Raw genomic sequence first — 16,463 nt, forward strand, 5'->3', positions numbered from 1 at the left:
GTCCAAGCTTAGGAAATCGGGGAATTGAGGTTCGGCTTCCGAATAGTTGACCAGTTTTCGGTAGGGGATAGGCTGCTTTTTTGAGAAATGTTTTCCAGAACAATATCTCCTTGAAAAGTATGGATTCCAGCAATTGCTTTGAGCAGTGTGGATTTCCCTGAGCCATTCTTCCCCTTGATCAAATGAATACCTTTTTCAAATCCAAGATAATCGATCTCCATATGGAAGCCGGAATCATAAGTCTTTTGGAAATTTTCAATGATGAGCATGCTCAGGAAATAATGGTAGTGATAGCAATAAAATTAATTCAAATTCCCATTCGCGTATAGGTAAAAAAGGTTAAAAAATCAGGAAAGAATGAAACGGGGAGCTGCTACTTGTTATGGCTAAGATCTCTAAAATTTTTTATAAAGGCATGATGATATCATTAAGTTTTTTGAATGAAACACGATAGAATTGGTTCAAATGCGGATGATTTTATACTTTTAACTAGTTTGGTAAATTATATTCCCAATCAATCCAATAAACCTGAAAAAATGAGCAAAACATCTTTGCCGATTTTATTACTGATTCTTCTTTTTGGAGCTGTAGGTTGCAGTCAATCCCAAGAAAAAGCAGAGCGGCCCAACATCGTTTTTATCATGTCAGATGATCATGCCTATCAAGCAATCTCTGCCTATAATGATAAACTCATAGAGACGCCCAATATTGACAGAATTGCTAAAATGGGGATGTTGTTTACCAATGCCTCAGTCACCAATTCCATATGCGCACCATCCCGTGCAACGATTTTAACAGGGAAGCATTCACATATCAACGGCAAGGTGGACAACCATTTCCCTTTTGATACCACGAACGTAACATTCCCTCAAATCTTTCAAAAGGAGGGATATCAAACTGCGATGTTTGGAAAATTACACTTCGGAAATAATCCGAAAGGTTTTGACCAGTTCAAGATACTTCCTGGCCAAGGTAAATACTATAACCCTGACTTTATCACCAAGGACGAAGGAACAATCCAAGTAGAAGGTTACGTGACAGATATCATTACCGACATGACATTGAATTGGTTGGAAAATGAGCGAAAGAAAGATGATCCTTTCCTACTTTTTTACTTACATAAAGCTCCTCATAGAGAATGGTTGCCAGCTGGAAGGCATGTAGCTGAATTTACCCAAAGAACCTTTCCAGAACCCCTACCTTGTTTGATGATTACTCTGGTAGAGGTCGTGCCGCCCATGAGGCAGAAATGAATTTGCTGGAGGATATGCATTGGGCGGGGGATTCCAAAATCCCACCTGCTGTCATGGACCAACTGGGAATCGAACCCAATTCAGGATGGGATAAGGCTGCTTTTGAAGGAGAAGTTGGAAGAATGAACCCTGAGCAAAGAGCAGTTTGGGATGAATCCTACAATAAGATGATTGAGAAGTTCAAGGAAGCTTATCCCAATATGACTGAAGAGGACAAAATGAAATGGAGGTACCAACGCTATATGCAGGATTATTTGGGAACCATTAAGGCCGTAGATGAAAACGTTGGTCGGGTATTAGATTATTTGGAAGCCAATGATTTAATGGATAATACAATTATCGTTTATACTTCTGATCAAGGTTTTTACCTGGGAGAGCATGGTTGGTTTGACAAGCGATTTATCTACGATGAATCTTTTAAAACACCTTTATTAGTGGCTTGGCCTGGAAAAGTAGCGCCAGGTTCCAGATCAGATGAGATGGTGCAAAATCTTGATTTTGCACAAACCTTTTTAGCAGCAGCTGGCATCCAAGCGCCAAGCGATATGCAGGGTGAAAGTTTACTTCCGCTTTTGACTGGTGAAACGGATAAATGGACCCGTGATGCAGTGTATTACCATTATTACGAATACCCTTCTGTCCATATGGTGAAGCGTCATTATGCGATCGTGACGAAGGAATATAAGTTGGTTCACTATTATTTTGATGCGGATGAATGGGAATTAATAGATCGTATCAATGATCCAATGGAGTTGAAAAATGTTTACGGTGATCCCGCCTATGCCGAAATTCAGGCTGAGTTGCATGAGAAATTAGACGGACTGAGAGAAAAGTATGGGGATAACTCCGAAATCTCTCAGCAATACCTCAATGAGTACTTAGACTATCTCCAGGAAAATAATTCCTATGCAGGAGGGAAGAATAAAGAGTTGCTGGATAAGATATTTAAGGACAGAAAGCTTTCTACAGATAACTAGTATTCAATTGGCAGTGTTCCGTGATCAGTCTACTGTCCACAGTCCACAGTCGACCAGGGTCAATCATGCCATTTCGAACGAAGCTTGCGGAGAGGGTGGTCAAAGATCAGTATCAAATCAGAAGGCAGTCACTTTACCTGTCTACAGACAACGGTCGACAGTCGACGGTCAACCTTGGTCATTTTAAACGAAGCCAGCGAAAGGAATAGCCAGTAAGCAGTCAACAGTTAAACAAAAAAGCAATTCGGAGATTGCAATAGCTTTATTAAACCTTTTAGAAATTTGGAACTCTTTAGTCTACCTTTCAATTCAGTTAAACTCAAATTTTCAATTATACCTCTAACTAACTCCCCCTTCTAAAGGGGGTAAGGGGGATTTTAAAACATAATCCATTCACCCAACCCTATGAAATACATCCGTTCAATTTTAATATTCTCTATTGGAGTCACGCTTTTGACAGCCTGCCAGCAGAGTTCTGAGGAGCAAAAACAAGAACGTCCCAATATCATATTTATCATGTCTGATGATCATGCTTACCAAGCTATTTCAGCCTATGATAATCAACTGATCGAGACACCAAATATTGATCGTATCGCAGAAATGGGGATGCTGTTTACCCAAGCATCTGTCACAAACTCCATTTGTGCTCCTTCCAGAGCGACAATTTTAACAGGGAAACATTCCCATATGAACGGGAAAATCGATAACCATTTCCCTTTTGATACCACCAATGTGACATTTCCTCAATTGTTACAAAAGGCTGGTTACCAAACAGCCATGTTTGGGAAATTGCACTTTGGGAACAACCCAAAAGGTTTTGACCAATTCAAAATCCTTCCGGGACAGGGGAGTTATTATAACCCGGAATTCATCACCAAGGAAGAGGGAAATATCAAAGTGGAAGGGTATGTGACGGATATCATTACAGACTTTACCCTGGATTGGATGGAAAATGAACGTAAAAAAGAAGATCCTTTTTTACTGATGTACTTGCATAAAGCCCCGCACAGGGCTTGGTATATGGCAGAGCGGCACTTAGAAGAGTTTACCAATAAGACCTTCCCAGAGCCTGCTACCTTATTCGATGATTATTCTGGAAGAACATCCCCTGCAGGAGAAGCAGAAATGAATATCCTGGAGCATATGGGATGGTCTGGAGACAATAAACTATTTCCGGAGGTGCTGAAGAAAATGGGAATTGCTGATGTAGGTGGATATGATACCAGCCGATTTATTGGGCAAATGAATCGATTTAACCCTTCGCAGGCAGAAAACTTCAAGAAATATTACGAACCCATCAGTGAAGAATTTATCCAAGCTTATCCAAGTATGAGCGAGGAAGATAAAATGCGTTGGAAATATCAGCGATACATGCAGGATTATTTAGGTACAATCAAGGCGGTAGACGAAAATGTAGGAAGGCTTTTGGATTATCTGGAGGCAAATGATCTAATGGAAAACACGATCATCGTGTATACTTCCGACCAAGGGTTTTACCTAGGAGAACATGGGTGGTATGATAAACGATTTATTTATGATGAGTCATTCAAAACCCCTTTGTTGGTTGCCTGGCCAGGCAAAGTAAAAGCGGGTACCAAATCCGATGAGTTGGTTCAGAACCTAGATTTTGCGCAGACCTTTTTGGATGTGGCAGGAGTGGAGGCTCCTGCAGATATGCAGGGTGAGAGTATGGTTCCAGTACTAACTGGTAATTTAGAGAATTGGGATCGGGATGCCGTGTATTACCATTACTATGAATATCCTGCTGAACATATGGTCAACAGACACTATGCGGTCATCACCAAGGATTATAAACTCATTCACTATTATTATGTCACGGATGAATGGGAATTGATTGATCGAAAAAAGGATCCACAGGAACTTAAAAATGTATATGATGATCCTGCTTATGCGGAGATCCGTGCAGAATTACACCAAAAATTAGATGAGCTTCGAGCCAAATACAAAGATAGTGAGGAGGTCAGCCAAGGGTATATTGATCAATATATGGAAGATGCAGGAGAGGACAGGGTATATGGGATTGATAAAGTAACCATACAGGAAATAAAGGCAAGAAAAGAGAAAGCCCTGGAAAACAAATAATCGTAAGGGTAAAAATAGAAAGGTAAAAAATAATGGAGCCACCTAATTTAGGTGGCTTTTTAAATATTTTTGGAGAAGCTCTAGTCTCATTCTTCTGGGATAAATTCCAAAATATCTCCCGGTTGACATGCAAGAACTTGACAAATTGCCTCTAACGTACTAAAGCGAATGGCTTTTGCTTTTCCGGTTTTTAATATAGATAAATTTGAAAGTGTTACACCCACTTTTTCAGAGAGTTCATTTAATGACATTTTTCTCTTGGCCATCATAACGTCCAAGTTTACAATAATGGGCATTTCTTAAACAGTTAGCTCGTTTTCTTTCTGTAATTCCAGTCCTTTTTGGAATATCACGGCAATGATGTAAATAATACCTGCCATCAGAATAAAGGCTTGGCTGTCTTCCCAATAGGGATTTAAGGTATCCGTGATTATTCCTCGTTTTTGAAAATAATTTCCAGATTTAATAGCTAGGTAACTTAATAGACCAATAGAAAAGGTATCAAAGCTGATTCTTGTAATTTTTTGGAGACGAATGAAGTGAAAGGATTTGATAAATCCAGTTGAGTCGTTAGCTGTACTACTCTAAGAAAGAGTACGACTTTAAGAGCCGAAATAGCCAGTACAAAGCCATACATGCTATAGAACGCCCACTTACTTCGTTCATACATTTCTGTTAAATCCAATGTGATAAAGAGCCTGGAAAGGACTTTAGGATTATAAAAATGAAAAATAAAATTGGTCAGAATTCCACCAGCTTGGATACACAAACCCACGAAAATGAGCCCTGCTATGATGGTCATGCCTTTAAAAACGAAGCTGCTTGATTTTGACATAGTTATAAAAGTTTAATTTTTGAGTAATTACAATAAAAAATTATTGAAAAACAATAAAAATAGACTGTTAATCAAAAAAATATTCCTACATGACTACTAAAAGCCAATTAGCCCCTCGACAATTCCTGAATGCCTTTAACCAATCTGTCTAATTCTTCGGTTTTTGTATAGATATGTGGGGTTACCCGCATACCGTGAAACTTCCCTGTTTTATCTCCTTTTTGAGTGACATGGACCTGGTAGTTTTTCAGTAGTTTTTGGACTACTTCTCCATCAGGCATGTTCTTTAAGGAGAAGGAACCCTAAGCACAGGCAAATTCAGGTTTCATGGAAGTTTTTACTTCAACATTTGGGATGTCATGGACTTTTGAGATCCAATAATCTTTCAAATATCTTAATCGGGCTTCTTTTCTTTCGATCCCAATGGCTTTATGAAAATCGATCGCCCTGGCAATGGAAAGTTCAGCCGGTAAATTCCTGGTCCCAAACGTGGCGAATTTGTTGATGTTGTCACTTTGTGGGTCCACATGGGTGAAAAGAGGCCAAAGACCTTGAATTTCAGATTTCTTGACATACAACATACCGGTTCCAAAGGGTGCACAAAGCCATTTATGCAAACTGGTACCATAAAAATCACATCCTAAATCTGAAATCTTGAAATCAATATGGGCAAAGGCATGGGCTCCATCTACCAAGACTTTGATTGCCGGATTGATGTCTTTTATAGCTGCCGTGATTTTCTTTACAGGCAATATATTTCCATTGATATTATTGACATGGGTGATCATAACCACCTTTGTTTTGTCCGTGACAGCTTGGGTATAAGCATTCACAATTTCTTCATCATCCTCAACAGGCAAATCAAGTGAAAGCCATTTTAAAACCACTCCATATCGAGCCTCCGCTTCTTGCCAAGTATTCATCACAGAAGTGTAATCCTGTTCGGTAAGAATGATTTCATCCCCTTTGTTATAATTCATTCCCCAGATCACCGTATTAAGCGCCTCTGTAGTATTGCGGTTTACGGCTATTTCTTCAGGACTACATCCAGCCAATGCAGCCAATTGCTCTCGTACGGCATTGGAAGTGTCCCCTTCGCTCCACATATACATGGAAGGGACCGTATTGAACTCTCGGGTGTAATGTTCCAATACTTCCTGGACCACCTTCGGTTGAGGACTAACACTTCCATTATTGAGATTGGCAATGGTGGAAGAAACTGAATACTCATTTCGAACCCAGTTCCATAGAAAATCATCGTCATTGAACCGAGGAAGTTTTTTCCATAGGTTCAATTCTTTTTCTGTGGCGTGAGAAAAATGGGGGAAGGTAAAGGCCGTGGAGGCTGCAGCCAAGCATCCTTTCTTCAGAAAGTTTCTTCTGTTTGTCATTTAATTAGTGCGTAAGGTTAGAAAAAATAGCGCTTTTTTGGTTTTTATCTTGAATTTGAATTTTGTAGCTAGGGTAGGAAGCTTGCTTATTCCCATTAGGAAATTTTTTCATAAGCTCTTTTAAATAAATTAAACATAGAAGAAATGAGTTGTTTCGGATCCCCTTCACTCAGGCTTTCGAAAGACACATATCCTTGATACCCTTGGTTTTTGATGATGAAGGCAATTTTATTCATATCCACTGGAGTCCTTGTTCCATTTGGAAAAACATGCTCCTTAATAAACCAATAGTTGGCATAGGGAGCTAGTTTTTCGATTTCCGCGTAAGGGTCTTTCGAGTGTAAACTTCCAATGTCTAAAATCAACCCAAACCACTCAGAGTCCACTCTTTTCAGGATGTCAATTACTTCACTACTATCAAATAAAAACTCATTGTGATTTTGTAGACCTACGATTACTCCTTTTTCCTCCCCGTAACCTGCGCAGGTTTTAAATTCATCCACCAACCAATCTTTTACTTCATCCTTGGTAAAGCCTTCATAGGTTTGATTTCCTGTAAAGACTCTCATTATTGATGCTCCTAGGCTGGAAGATACTGATAGCCATTTTCTTATTAATTCTCGATCAGCAGCTCTTCCTGTAGCATCAGGATTCACAAAGTTGTTTCTGACTCCTGTCCAAGAGATATTCAGTCCGAGTTCAAGAGCTTTCCTTTTGAGTTGAAATAGTTCAGTGTCCTCCGGAACTTCAGGATAGGAAGGAAAATAATAACCAGTTAAGTCTACCGCATTCATACCGATTTCAGCAGCAAATTCCATCATATCAAAGAATGACATTTCTCCACTTCTTAACTGGGAGTTAAATGAAAAGGCATTTAGGCTGTATTGTAATCTGTTTTGGGTTAAAGGCTTTGCCTCTGAACTTGCGAATAGGTTTTGGGAGCCAGCTACAATTGGTGAAAAAACCAGACTTCGAATAATATTTCTCCTTTTCTTATCCATGGATAGAATCATTTATTAAAGAACCAAAACATCTTATTCTTAAAAACTATCTATCCGAAAATGGCGATTTTAAATCATTTACTTTTTACATAAGCCATACATTCTATTTCCACTCGAGCATTAAGGGCTAATCCGTTTGTTCCAAAAGCGCTTCTTGCGGGTTTGTTATTAGGGAAAAATTTAAGGTATTCATTATTCAAAACGGGCCATTCGTTCATATCAGCCAGCATGCATGTGCATTTTATGACATTATCCATCGAAGAACCATTTTCTTCTAATATATTTTTAATGTTCAACATAGTTTGTTGAGCTTCTGGAATGATCCTGTAAGCTCTCAAAGTCGGCCATTTGAAAGTTGAATTGAAATTATCAACTTTAAATGGTTATTATGAAAAAATCGAGATTCACAGAAACGAGATCGTCAAAGCGATCAAAGCTCATGAGGCCGCAGAAAAGTAGAAGAAACTTGCCGAAATGGAAGTTACACCTGCCAATTTTTATAAAATGGAAGCAGCGTTATGGCGGAATGGAAGCCAGTGAGGTCAAAAAAAGCTGAAAGAACTTCAGGAAGAGAATTCCCGCCTAAAGCGGATGTTTGCCGATCTGAGTCTGGTGCATGAGGCGCTTCCCGCGATGCGGTGGCAAAAGCTCTGACGCCTGACGAAAAAGGCATGCTGGTTCAGTTCGCGGTCGAAGAACATGGAGTGAGCTAAACGTCAGGTGTGTAAAACGCTTAGTGTGCCCCGAAGTACTTTCCAGTATCACCCCAAACCAAAAAACGATATGCCCGTGATCCAGGCGCTGGAAGAACTGGTAGCCAAACACCCTGCCATTGGCTTTGGCATGTCCGACAATGGCTTCGCAGAAAAAGGCCATCTATGGAACCATAAAAAGGTCTACCGATCTATTCTGCCATGGACTGAACACAGACGCAGACACAAGAAGCGGCTACCGGCAAGGATTAAACAGGCCCTATACAGGCCGGAATCGATCAACCAAGTCTGGTCTATCGACTTCATGAGCGATAGCCTTGGAGCGGCAGGCACTTTCGGTCTTTAACATTCTGGATGACTATAACCGGAAATGCTGGCTATGGAAGTGGATTTTTCACTTCCGGCACAACGGGTAATCCGAGTGTTGGAGTTTGTTGAGCTGGTCCGGGGGCCTCCCCAAAATGATCCGCGTGGACAATGGACCGGAGTTTATCTCCTGTCTGTTGGATCACTGGTGTAGGAGAAGAACATTGAGCTGGTCTTTATCCAGCCGGGCAAGCCGATGCAAAACGGCTATGTGGAACGCTGTAACGGATCGGTCAGAAAAGAACTGCTTAGCTCCAATGTATTTAATTCTCTGGATGAGGTCAGGGGAAAAGCGATGGAATGGATGGAAGATTATAACCGGGAAAGGCCCCATGAGGCACTTGGATATCGGACTCCCGTTGACTTATTGAAAGAACTAAAATGAACATATCTTTGCTTTTCAAACCGTTAAGCAGCGCAAAAGTGAATGCGGAAAGCGGCTCAAGACCTGGTTGGCCCAAGCCAACCGCTCGCCTTGGTCTTGAACCACTTGGAGTATTCACTTACCTTCGCTTATCGGGTGAAAGTAAACTTTTGACTGGCCCAATTTTCGGGGGAGCTTACAATCCCTCCTTCAACAAGTTTAAGACCTATATTTCCAATTTGTCCTGAAACATAAATAATGTCACCATATATAACAGCTTGCGAAAATGGAAGATTGAGAGCTCTAAACTCTTCAGATGCAACATAAATTGCTTCCGAATTGGATTTGCTTTCTTGGGCCATAGCTATTGACACAGAAAAAATAGCTATCGTTACTAGTGTAATGAGTTTCATAAAATAGTCTTGTTTAAAAAGAAGGAACTAGGAAATAAGATTGGATTCAAAAATAAGCTTTGAGGTTTTTTCTACCCTTGCTTATCTAAAGCCAAAATGGAATGCAAAAGCACATTGGCTCCATTCTCCATGTCTTCAGCTTTGGTGAATTCATTAGGCGAATGGCTGATTCCACCCACACTGGGAACGAAAATCATTCCTACGGGAGCAATTAGGGAAATTTGCTGGGTATCATGACCCGCTCCACTTTGCATGTGTTTGGTTTTCAAACCAAGTGCATTGGCAGATTCCTGGATTTTTAGCTGTACTGAAGCATCTGTCAAGGCAGGAAGATTGAAGCTGGGCTCTCTTCTAAAGGTTATAGTTGTCTTTGTTTCCTCTGCGATTTTCTGAGCCCGCACTTGGATTTCACCCAGCAGCATTTCAATTTTTTCAAATGATAAATCACGAATTTCCAGACCCATCATCACCTTGCCGGGTACCACATTGTAGGCCCCTGGTAAAGCTTCGATTTTTCCCACTGTGCCCACTTGTGTTCCTGGAACACTGTTGATGATTTCATTGACTGCAACAGTTAATTTAGAAGCTGCTAACAACGCATCCTTCCTTAGTTTCATGGGGGTGGTCCCTGCATGATTGGCAAATCCCTCTACGGTAATTTCACAATCCAAAATCCCTACAATTCCTTCTACTACCCCGATTTGTAGATTTTCACTTTCCAGGATTCCTCCTTGTTCAATATGTAATTCCAACCAAGCATGAAAGTCCCCTTTTTTCGCTTAGCACTTCCTATTTCCTCAGGATTTCCTCCAATCGCCCGGATTCCTTCTCCCATTACTAAACCACTTTGACTGACCTGTTGAAGTCCCTCTTGGGTCAGTTTGCCAACCATGGCTTTACTTCCGATCAGCCCGCCTTCCTCGTTGCCAAAAACGATGACCTCCAAAGGATGCTCAGTAATGATCTTGTTTTCATTCAGAATTTCAATCACTTCCAAAGCGCTTAATGATCCCAGTGTGCCGTCGTAATTTCCCCCATCAGGGACCATGTCTATATGTGAACCGAAACCAATAGGCTTTAAATTTGGATTTTTTCCATTTCGACTTCCTATAATATTCCCTCCTGCATCGATTCGGGGATTCAGTCCTGCCTTTTCCATCAGGTCCATCAACCATTTTCTCCCTTCAATATCTCCTTGGGTATAAGCCACCCGATAACCATGTCCGTTTTCATCCTGTCCATACTTCGCCAATGCCTGAATACGATCTTCAATTCGCTTTCTGTTTACTTTGGGAAGGCTTTGGGAAAATGAAACTGCATGTGAATCTAGCCATCCAAAAGCAGATAATCCCAATCCTGTCAGCGCGGTTTTTTTATAAAGGATCTTCGACTCATAGTAGGGGAGGTGGTTCAAGAATAAGGTAAGAAATTTTGATTAGAAATGGGGAAGAATTTTGAAGCCTAATCTTAGGTTTTGGCCATTGTGGACTTCATTTCAAATTTGAAGTCGAGGAAAAACAGGAAGTGACTGAAGCGACACCGAGTGGAAAATGGGTTGGGGGAGAAAAAAACCAAAGTCATAAAAGCGATTTTTTTCATGCTTAAAAGCCAAGATTAATTCCGACGATTGAATTTTAGGTCTGTCACTTCCAGTTTTAACCAAGTCCAATCACCTTCATCCAGTCTCCATGTTGCAGTCATTTTAGAAGGTACTTTGATGCCTTCAAATACTTGATAATCTAACATATCCATGATCCACTCTTTTCTTTCAGCTTCTTCATTAGTATCCATATATCTCATGGCAGAAAACCGTACTACATCTCCCTGATCATTGAAATAAAAAGTGCCTGATCCGCTGGTGCCTTGAAATTCCATGGAAGCTTTTGCTGTAGTCTCATCGATCATTTTCCAGGAAATAAAAGGACTTAATGCCAGAGAAGGAAACCACACGGTTTCGCCCAAATACCGCTGCAATGAGCCCTCGTCCAATTTCTCTCCTGCTTCATTGACGATGCTGACAAGGGAGTTCAATTTAATGAGCATTTGGCCTTGCCCGTTTTCAAATTTATCTCTACCCTGGATCTTTAAAAAGGGATTCATTTTCACATCCACTGTCCAGATAAAAGAAGGTAGGTCCATCCGTGTATATTGTTTTGCGCTTGCCTGCATCCAATTTTTTTGATCGGGCTTCATACGCATTTCTGCTTTCTGCATCACTTCACCTACTTGGACTAAGGGTCTTCCCACAGCTCCTAAATTCCGAAGCCATTTTTTTACTGGAGTAGGTAATTCACTTAAGTCATTTTCTTGGAGGTTTTGATGCTCTTGGTCATGAATACCCCGTAAAAGACGCTGAGTCTCTTGATCAACCTTAGATTGAAAATGCCATTGCCCCCATGCCATAAGAGAGATCAATAAAATGAGTAAGTTAGGAAAGGTCCCAAACTTGGCGTCTTTCCAAAATAAGATGATTAAGATTTGGGAAATCAAAACTCCAAGGAGCCCAACTAACCAGGCATATTTTGAATGAATAAGGTAAAGGATTCCATAAGTAATAAGTAGGATTGCAGCAAGCAACCAAGTGACTCCCATGGATTTCGAAATAGGTAAGGTCAATTCCTTTACTTCCTTGATACCTACTCCTTTCACAAACCCCAGCAAGTGAATGGCTCCGTGTAAAGCAACGAGGATAAAAAATGCAATTTTCATGGGTTTTTAGGGTTTGGTTTTGTCTTAATCCAAATCTTCACTAGTTCAGGGAATAAGAAATCTACCTATCTACTGCTTGGAATTAGCCATTTCTCTTCTTTAGAACATATTCCTTTATTCTGCCCATTGCTATCTCTAGATCTGAGTGATCAAAACTAGTGATTACCATTCTAAACAAACCTTTTTGCTGATGACCAAACCCATGGGTTGGAGTTAATAAGATCTTTGTTTGTTGATAAATGTCCAACCATAACTCTTCTTCCCCAGAATCAGATTTCTCGTTTAGAAATTCAGATAAGTCCATCCAAATAAAAAGACTGCCATAGGAAGGATTGAAAGGGATACTAAGTTCCTTGAGCGTACGACTTACAATTAGGTAGGACTCGGTTAGGGCTTTTTGGAAAGAAGAAAAATACTGTTCAAGGAATTCCAAATCATTTAATACTTCTGCAAGCACCCATTGAGTGTAGTTAGAGATTGAATGACTCAATCCGATATTTCTATAGGCTTTGATCAAGTCTTCATTAAGAGAGTGAAGCAGGCCTACTCTAAACCCAGATATTCCAAAATCTTTTGAAAAGGAATACCAGAAATGAAGAAAAGGGCTATGATATTCAGCCATGATTTTACCAAAGGAAACAAATTGGATCGGGTTCGGATAATCATCCTTTATTTCAGGGTGCCGATGGTTGATGGGAGTGAGCCCATAAATTTCATTAACCACTAAATGGATTTGATGTGAAATGCACCAATCTGCAAGTTGACGTAATTGTTCCTCGGTGTAAATAGCTCCAGTAGGATTGTCAGGACTAGTTAAGATTACCATCCTGAATCTGCTACCGGCCGCTTCTATTTCACGTTTTGCTTGTTCTAATTGATCGGTATGAATAGGAATCCCATTATTGAGTTCCTCCATTTTTTGGTGCGTTTGTAGGTCATAGCGCTGGATGCTAGGAAAAACACCAATATCCCCTGTGTACACGGGGTAACTTGGAGCAGGAATCACTGCAGTATCTCCCGGATCTCCCAGTAAAAATGCGGTCATTTCAATTACGGAGGTAGCTCCTACCGAGAAAGCCAAAGATTCAGGATTGACCTCCTCTTTAATTAAAAATTTGGATAAAAAATTGGCGGTAGCCTCTTTAAATTTCGGAATACCAGATGGATCCCCATAGCTAGCAACCCAATTGGGAATGTTTTTTCTCTTGTTACTTTTTGGATTCTATTTTTCAGCAATTCCCAACAAAGGTGATTCTCTGCCACGTTCATTGGAAATGCTCCTTCTGGATTCTCTTGAGCGTGAAATCGGTTTTTCATAGCTTCAAAATAAAGGTCCATGTCAACCCTTGCGGGTTTTTGGGCCGCCGCAGTGCCTTTTTTAGAAAGAAAAGCTGAATTCATTACTTATTAAGATTGTAAAACAAAAACTAATCATAGCTTCATTGAAATCCAATAATATGCAGTAGTAATCTAAAACTTGGTAATTGTGAAAAAATTTGGGAATAAGGATAGTACAGAATAGTTGTATTGTTTCATTTTGTTACATTAATGATTGTTTCTACAACTATGTAAACTTCAAACCCAAAATTTCCATGAAGAAACTAAACTATATCCTATTTTTTGTGGGATTGACCAATTATGCTTTTTCACAATCATCTATTCAACAATCTAGTTTTCTTCAACCTCCCCAAGAAGCAAAACCTAGGGTTTGGTGGCATTGGATGAATGGAAATATTACAAAAGAGGGGATAAGGAAAGATTTGGATTGGATGGAGAAAACGGGGATTGGAGGCTTTCAGAATTTTGATGCCAACTTATTTACGCCAGTAGTTGTGGAGGAGAAGTTAGTTTTTATGACTCCTGCCTGGAAGGAGGCATTCCAGTATGCCACTGATTTAGCAGGAGATAAAGGGCTGGAAATGGCCATTGCGGGTTCTCCTGGTTGGTCGGTCACAGGAGGTCCATGGGTTGCTCCGGAAGATGCCATGAAAAAATATGTCTGGACAGAAACCTTGGTAAAAGGAGGTGAATCCATTCAGGTTTTATTGCCTCAACCTTCTGCACAGACAGGGAAATACCAGGATGCACCCTTGGAAGGAGGAGGAATTTCTGGAGGTTTTATAGGTGAGGAACCCAAGTTTTACCGAGATGCATTGGTCCTGGCATTTCCAGTTCCAGAAAATGAGAAATCAATTCAGGAGTTAGACCCTAAAATCACCAGAAGTGGGGGCGACTTTGACCCCACCTTGCTTTTGGATGGTCAAATTGGCGAGGGTGGATTTTTGCCTCCCATGGAAGTTGGAGAGGATATGTGGATTCAATATGCATTCGACCGGCCGCATACTTTCAAAGCAATGAGTGTTTCTGGAGCAATGAATGGTGCTTTAGCAGAATTCAATGGCGGTCCGGAGAACCGAAGTCTCAAAGTCAGTGAAGATGGTGTGAATTTCAGGACCATCGCCAAAGTTTCGGGAAGTACCGTTCCTTTCAATACCGTTTCATTTGCTCCCGTTACTGCTAAATATTGGAGAATCTGTTTCGAAACTTTACCCGGTGAAGTCAACTTATTTGCTGCGATGGCAGGTGGACCCATGGAAGAGCCCAAACCTGCTGGGGTTCAAGTAGCAGAATTTCAATTGTACACTACATCCAGAATTGATTAGGTGGAGGATAAGGCTGGGTTTTCTCCTTGGACTGAAGATTATGCGTTGGCAGAAATGGAAGTCAACTTATCAAGTGATGAAGTACTGCCAAAGAACCAAATCATGAATCTTACTTCTCAAATGAAGCCAGATGGTTCCTTAATCTGGAATGCACCTGTTGGGAAATGGAAAATTATCCGCTTTGGTTACTCGCTTACTGGCCGCCAAAATCATCCTGCATCTCCTGAAGCCACCGGTTTAGAAGTGGATAAGTTAGACAAGGAAGCAGTACGAAGGTATATCAACCATTATTTGGATTTATACGAAGATGCAACAGGTGGGAAGTTAGGCCCTGAAGGATTGGAATACATGATTTTGGATAGTTATGAAGCAGGGCATATGACTTGGACAGCAGACTTTCCTATTGAATTTGAGAAGAGAAGAGGATATAGCATGGTGCCTTATGTTCCTGTACTGACAGGGATGTTAGTAAGCAGTAGAGAAGATAGCGAGAAATTTCTCTGGGATTTTAGAAAAACCATCGGGGAAATGATATCCGATCATCACTACGATGTGATTGGGGAAGAGCTTCATAAAAGAGGGATGCGCCGCTATACGGAATCCCATGAAAATAAGAGGATTTATTTGGCTGATGGAATGGATGTAAAGCGTCATGCGGATATTCCTATGTCAGCCATGTGGACACCTGGAAGTTTGGCAGGTGGGTCAGATGAAGAAGTAAGAAGTGAGGCCGACATACGAGAATCCGCCTCCGTGGCAAATATTTATGGAAAACCTTTTGTAGCAGCTGAATCCATGACTTCAGTAGGAAGGCCATTCCAGGAATACCCTGAACGTTTGAAAAGGACAGCTGATCTGGAATTGGCCTCAGGCCTCAACCGTTTTGTAATTCATACTTCCGTTCACCAGCCTTTGGATGATAAAAAGCCTGGATTTTCCTTGGGGCCATTTGGTCAGTACTTTACCAGACAAGAGACTTGGGCAGATATGGCCAAACCTTGGATTGATTATTTGGGAAGGAGTTCCTATATGCTTCAACAAGGGAGGAATGTAGCAGATATCCTTTATTACTATGGTGAGAACACCAATATCACCTGGCTGGCTAGAGAGGAGCTGCCCACTATTCCAAATGGGTACGAATTTGACTTTGTGAATTCTACTGTTTTGAAAGAGGCAATTACTGCTGATGGAGGAAGGCTGAAAGCCAAAAGTGGGAACACCTATGAAGTGTTGATGCTGGATGAAAGTGCGAAATTAATGACCTTGCCGGTATTGGAAAAGCTAAAATCTTTAGCTGATGCAGGAGTGAAAATCATCGGAAAAAAGCCTGTTAAGTCCCCCAGTTTGTCGGATAATGAAGAGGTCTTCAAACAGCTAGCCAATGAAATATGGGCGCTGGAAAATGTAGGAGAGAATTTACAACCACCCGTCCAGCCTGATGTAAGGGTAAGCGGAACAGACCATGAAATTCTTTTCCGACATCGAAAATCAGCTACCGCAGATATTTATTGGTTTAATAACAGGAATGTAGATCCAACCCAAGCTTTGGTTAGCGTCAGAACCTCGGGAAAACTTCCTATAAAATGGAACCCGATTACAGGAGAAACAGAAGGGTTATCCTATGAGGTAATAGGAGGAAGGACTGAAATCCCATTGGATTTTGAGTCTTGGGGTG

At 40.7% G+C, this 16,463-nt stretch carries 17 protein-coding genes and 2 pseudogenes; 5 read left to right on the forward strand and 14 right to left on the reverse strand.

All coding sequences use genetic code 11. From position 1 onward, the window contains the following. Positions 1-8: 8 nt before the first annotated feature. The gene (locus V8V91_RS21730; protein WP_373397176.1) at positions 9-269 is read right to left on the reverse strand and encodes an AAA family ATPase; all 261 of its coding nucleotides are present in this window, start codon (positions 267-269) and stop codon (positions 9-11) included. A gap of 267 nt (positions 270-536) precedes the next feature. Between V8V91_RS21730 and V8V91_RS21735 the strand changes: the two are divergent. Together V8V91_RS21735 and V8V91_RS21740 are read left to right on the forward strand one after the other, a co-directional pair. Beyond that, positions 537-2,230 (forward strand): annotated as a pseudogene (locus V8V91_RS21735) (sulfatase). 405 nt (positions 2,231-2,635) lie between these two features. Then, positions 2,636-4,333 carry a sulfatase gene (locus V8V91_RS21740; protein WP_373397177.1) on the forward strand — a complete coding sequence of 566 codons (1,698 nt, stop codon included), beginning with the start codon at positions 2,636-2,638 and terminating at the stop codon, positions 4,331-4,333. A gap of 86 nt (positions 4,334-4,419) precedes the next feature. Here V8V91_RS21740 and V8V91_RS21745 read toward each other — a convergent pair whose 3' ends face one another. From V8V91_RS21745 to V8V91_RS21770, 6 genes are all read right to left on the reverse strand, one after another. Continuing rightward, positions 4,420-4,629, reverse strand: a complete 210-nt coding sequence (locus V8V91_RS21745; protein ID WP_373397178.1) for a helix-turn-helix domain-containing protein — start codon at positions 4,627-4,629, stop codon at positions 4,420-4,422. A 182-nt stretch (positions 4,630-4,811) separates the two neighbouring features. Continuing rightward, a complete protein-coding gene (locus V8V91_RS21750) occupies positions 4,812-5,168 on the reverse strand; it encodes a hypothetical protein (RefSeq protein ID WP_373397179.1) in 357 nt (118 codons plus the stop codon). A gap of 107 nt (positions 5,169-5,275) precedes the next feature. After that, a complete protein-coding gene (locus V8V91_RS21755) occupies positions 5,276-5,449 on the reverse strand; it encodes a hypothetical protein (RefSeq protein WP_373397180.1) in 174 nt (57 codons plus the stop codon). A 21-nt stretch (positions 5,450-5,470) separates the two neighbouring features. Further along, positions 5,471-6,559, reverse strand: a complete 1,089-nt coding sequence (locus V8V91_RS21760; protein WP_373397181.1) for an aminotransferase class V-fold PLP-dependent enzyme — start codon at positions 6,557-6,559, stop codon at positions 5,471-5,473. A gap of 95 nt (positions 6,560-6,654) precedes the next feature. Next, positions 6,655-7,560 (reverse strand): sugar phosphate isomerase/epimerase family protein, encoded by a 906-nt coding sequence (locus tag V8V91_RS21765; protein WP_373397182.1) that lies wholly within the window; start codon positions 7,558-7,560, stop codon positions 6,655-6,657. A 74-nt stretch (positions 7,561-7,634) separates the two neighbouring features. Then, positions 7,635-7,898, reverse strand: a complete 264-nt coding sequence (locus V8V91_RS21770; RefSeq protein WP_373397183.1) for a RidA family protein — start codon at positions 7,896-7,898, stop codon at positions 7,635-7,637. A 445-nt stretch (positions 7,899-8,343) separates the two neighbouring features. Here V8V91_RS21770 and V8V91_RS21775 point away from each other — a divergent pair, with 445 nt between their 5' ends. After that, positions 8,344-8,619, forward strand: coding sequence for a hypothetical protein (locus V8V91_RS21775; RefSeq protein ID WP_373397184.1), 276 nt, complete (start codon positions 8,344-8,346; stop codon positions 8,617-8,619). 31 nt (positions 8,620-8,650) lie between these two features. Here V8V91_RS21775 and V8V91_RS21780 read toward each other — a convergent pair whose 3' ends face one another. Continuing rightward, the gene (locus tag V8V91_RS21780) at positions 8,651-8,785 is read right to left on the reverse strand and encodes a hypothetical protein (RefSeq protein WP_373397185.1); all 135 of its coding nucleotides are present in this window, start codon (positions 8,783-8,785) and stop codon (positions 8,651-8,653) included. 23 nt (positions 8,786-8,808) lie between these two features. Between V8V91_RS21780 and V8V91_RS21785 the strand changes: the two genes are divergently transcribed. Beyond that, positions 8,809-9,024, forward strand: coding sequence for a transposase (locus V8V91_RS21785; RefSeq protein WP_373400782.1), 216 nt, complete (start codon positions 8,809-8,811; stop codon positions 9,022-9,024). Positions 9,025-9,152: 128 nt separating this feature from the next. Here V8V91_RS21785 and V8V91_RS21790 read toward each other — a convergent pair whose 3' ends face one another. The 6 genes from V8V91_RS21790 to V8V91_RS21815 all read right to left on the reverse strand — a co-directional run bounded on the left by V8V91_RS21790 (position 9,153) and on the right by V8V91_RS21815 (position 13,526). After that, entirely contained in the window at positions 9,153-9,416 is a 264-nt protein-coding gene (locus tag V8V91_RS21790) for a hypothetical protein (protein ID WP_373397187.1), read from the reverse strand. Between the two features lie 71 nt (positions 9,417-9,487). Continuing rightward, positions 9,488-10,168 (reverse strand): hydantoinase/carbamoylase family amidase, encoded by a 681-nt coding sequence (locus V8V91_RS21795; RefSeq protein WP_373397188.1) that lies wholly within the window; start codon positions 10,166-10,168, stop codon positions 9,488-9,490. Continuing rightward, entirely contained in the window at positions 10,108-10,770 is a 663-nt protein-coding gene (locus tag V8V91_RS21800; RefSeq protein WP_373397189.1) for a M20/M25/M40 family metallo-hydrolase, read from the reverse strand. The genes V8V91_RS21795 and V8V91_RS21800 overlap by 61 nt, the downstream gene beginning before the upstream one ends. 260 nt (positions 10,771-11,030) lie before the next feature. Continuing rightward, positions 11,031-12,125 carry a DUF6544 family protein gene (locus V8V91_RS21805; RefSeq protein WP_373397190.1) on the reverse strand — a complete coding sequence of 365 codons (1,095 nt, stop codon included), beginning with the start codon at positions 12,123-12,125 and terminating at the stop codon, positions 11,031-11,033. Between the two features lie 82 nt (positions 12,126-12,207). After that, on the reverse strand, positions 12,208-13,320 hold the full coding sequence (locus tag V8V91_RS21810; protein WP_373400783.1) for an aminotransferase class I/II-fold pyridoxal phosphate-dependent enzyme: 1,113 nt from the start codon (positions 13,318-13,320) through the stop codon (positions 12,208-12,210). Then, positions 13,233-13,526: a hypothetical protein gene (locus V8V91_RS21815; protein WP_373397191.1), complete on the reverse strand. Its 294-nt coding sequence runs from the start codon at positions 13,524-13,526 to the stop codon at positions 13,233-13,235. The genes V8V91_RS21810 and V8V91_RS21815 overlap by 88 nt, the downstream gene beginning before the upstream one ends. 191 nt (positions 13,527-13,717) lie before the next feature. Between V8V91_RS21815 and V8V91_RS21820 the strand changes: the two are divergent. Beyond that, positions 13,718-16,402, forward strand: a pseudogene (locus V8V91_RS21820) (glycosyl hydrolase); the annotation flags it as partial. Positions 16,403-16,463 lie beyond the last annotated feature (61 nt).

It is taken from the genome of Algoriphagus halophilus (assembly GCF_041729275.1).
GTDB classification, from domain to species: Bacteria; Bacteroidota; Bacteroidia; order Cytophagales; family Cyclobacteriaceae; genus Algoriphagus; species Algoriphagus halophilus_A.

Excerpts from the sequence above, each read along its gene's own strand:
- V8V91_RS21750 (WP_373397179.1), bottom strand. The coding sequence starts at position 5,168 with ATGTCAAAATCAAGCAGCTTCGTTTTTAAAGGCATGACCATCATAGCA.
- V8V91_RS21790 (WP_373397187.1), bottom strand. The coding sequence starts at position 9,416 with ATGAAACTCATTACACTAGTAACGATAGCTATTTTTTCTGTGTCAATA.
- V8V91_RS21760 (WP_373397181.1), bottom strand. The coding sequence starts at position 6,559 with ATGACAAACAGAAGAAACTTTCTGAAGAAAGGATGCTTGGCTGCAGCC.
- V8V91_RS21745 (WP_373397178.1), bottom strand. The coding sequence starts at position 4,629 with ATGCCCATTATTGTAAACTTGGACGTTATGATGGCCAAGAGAAAAATG.
- V8V91_RS21805 (WP_373397190.1), bottom strand. The coding sequence starts at position 12,125 with ATGAAAATTGCATTTTTTATCCTCGTTGCTTTACACGGAGCCATTCAC.
- V8V91_RS21775 (WP_373397184.1), top strand. The coding sequence starts at position 8,344 with ATGCCCGTGATCCAGGCGCTGGAAGAACTGGTAGCCAAACACCCTGCC.
- V8V91_RS21815 (WP_373397191.1), bottom strand. The coding sequence starts at position 13,526 with ATGAATTCAGCTTTTCTTTCTAAAAAAGGCACTGCGGCGGCCCAAAAA.
- V8V91_RS21740 (WP_373397177.1), top strand. The coding sequence starts at position 2,636 with ATGAAATACATCCGTTCAATTTTAATATTCTCTATTGGAGTCACGCTT.
- V8V91_RS21730 (WP_373397176.1), bottom strand. The coding sequence starts at position 269 with ATGCTCATCATTGAAAATTTCCAAAAGACTTATGATTCCGGCTTCCAT.
- V8V91_RS21765 (WP_373397182.1), bottom strand. The coding sequence starts at position 7,560 with ATGGATAAGAAAAGGAGAAATATTATTCGAAGTCTGGTTTTTTCACCA.
- V8V91_RS21755 (WP_373397180.1), bottom strand. The coding sequence starts at position 5,449 with ATGCCTGATGGAGAAGTAGTCCAAAAACTACTGAAAAACTACCAGGTC.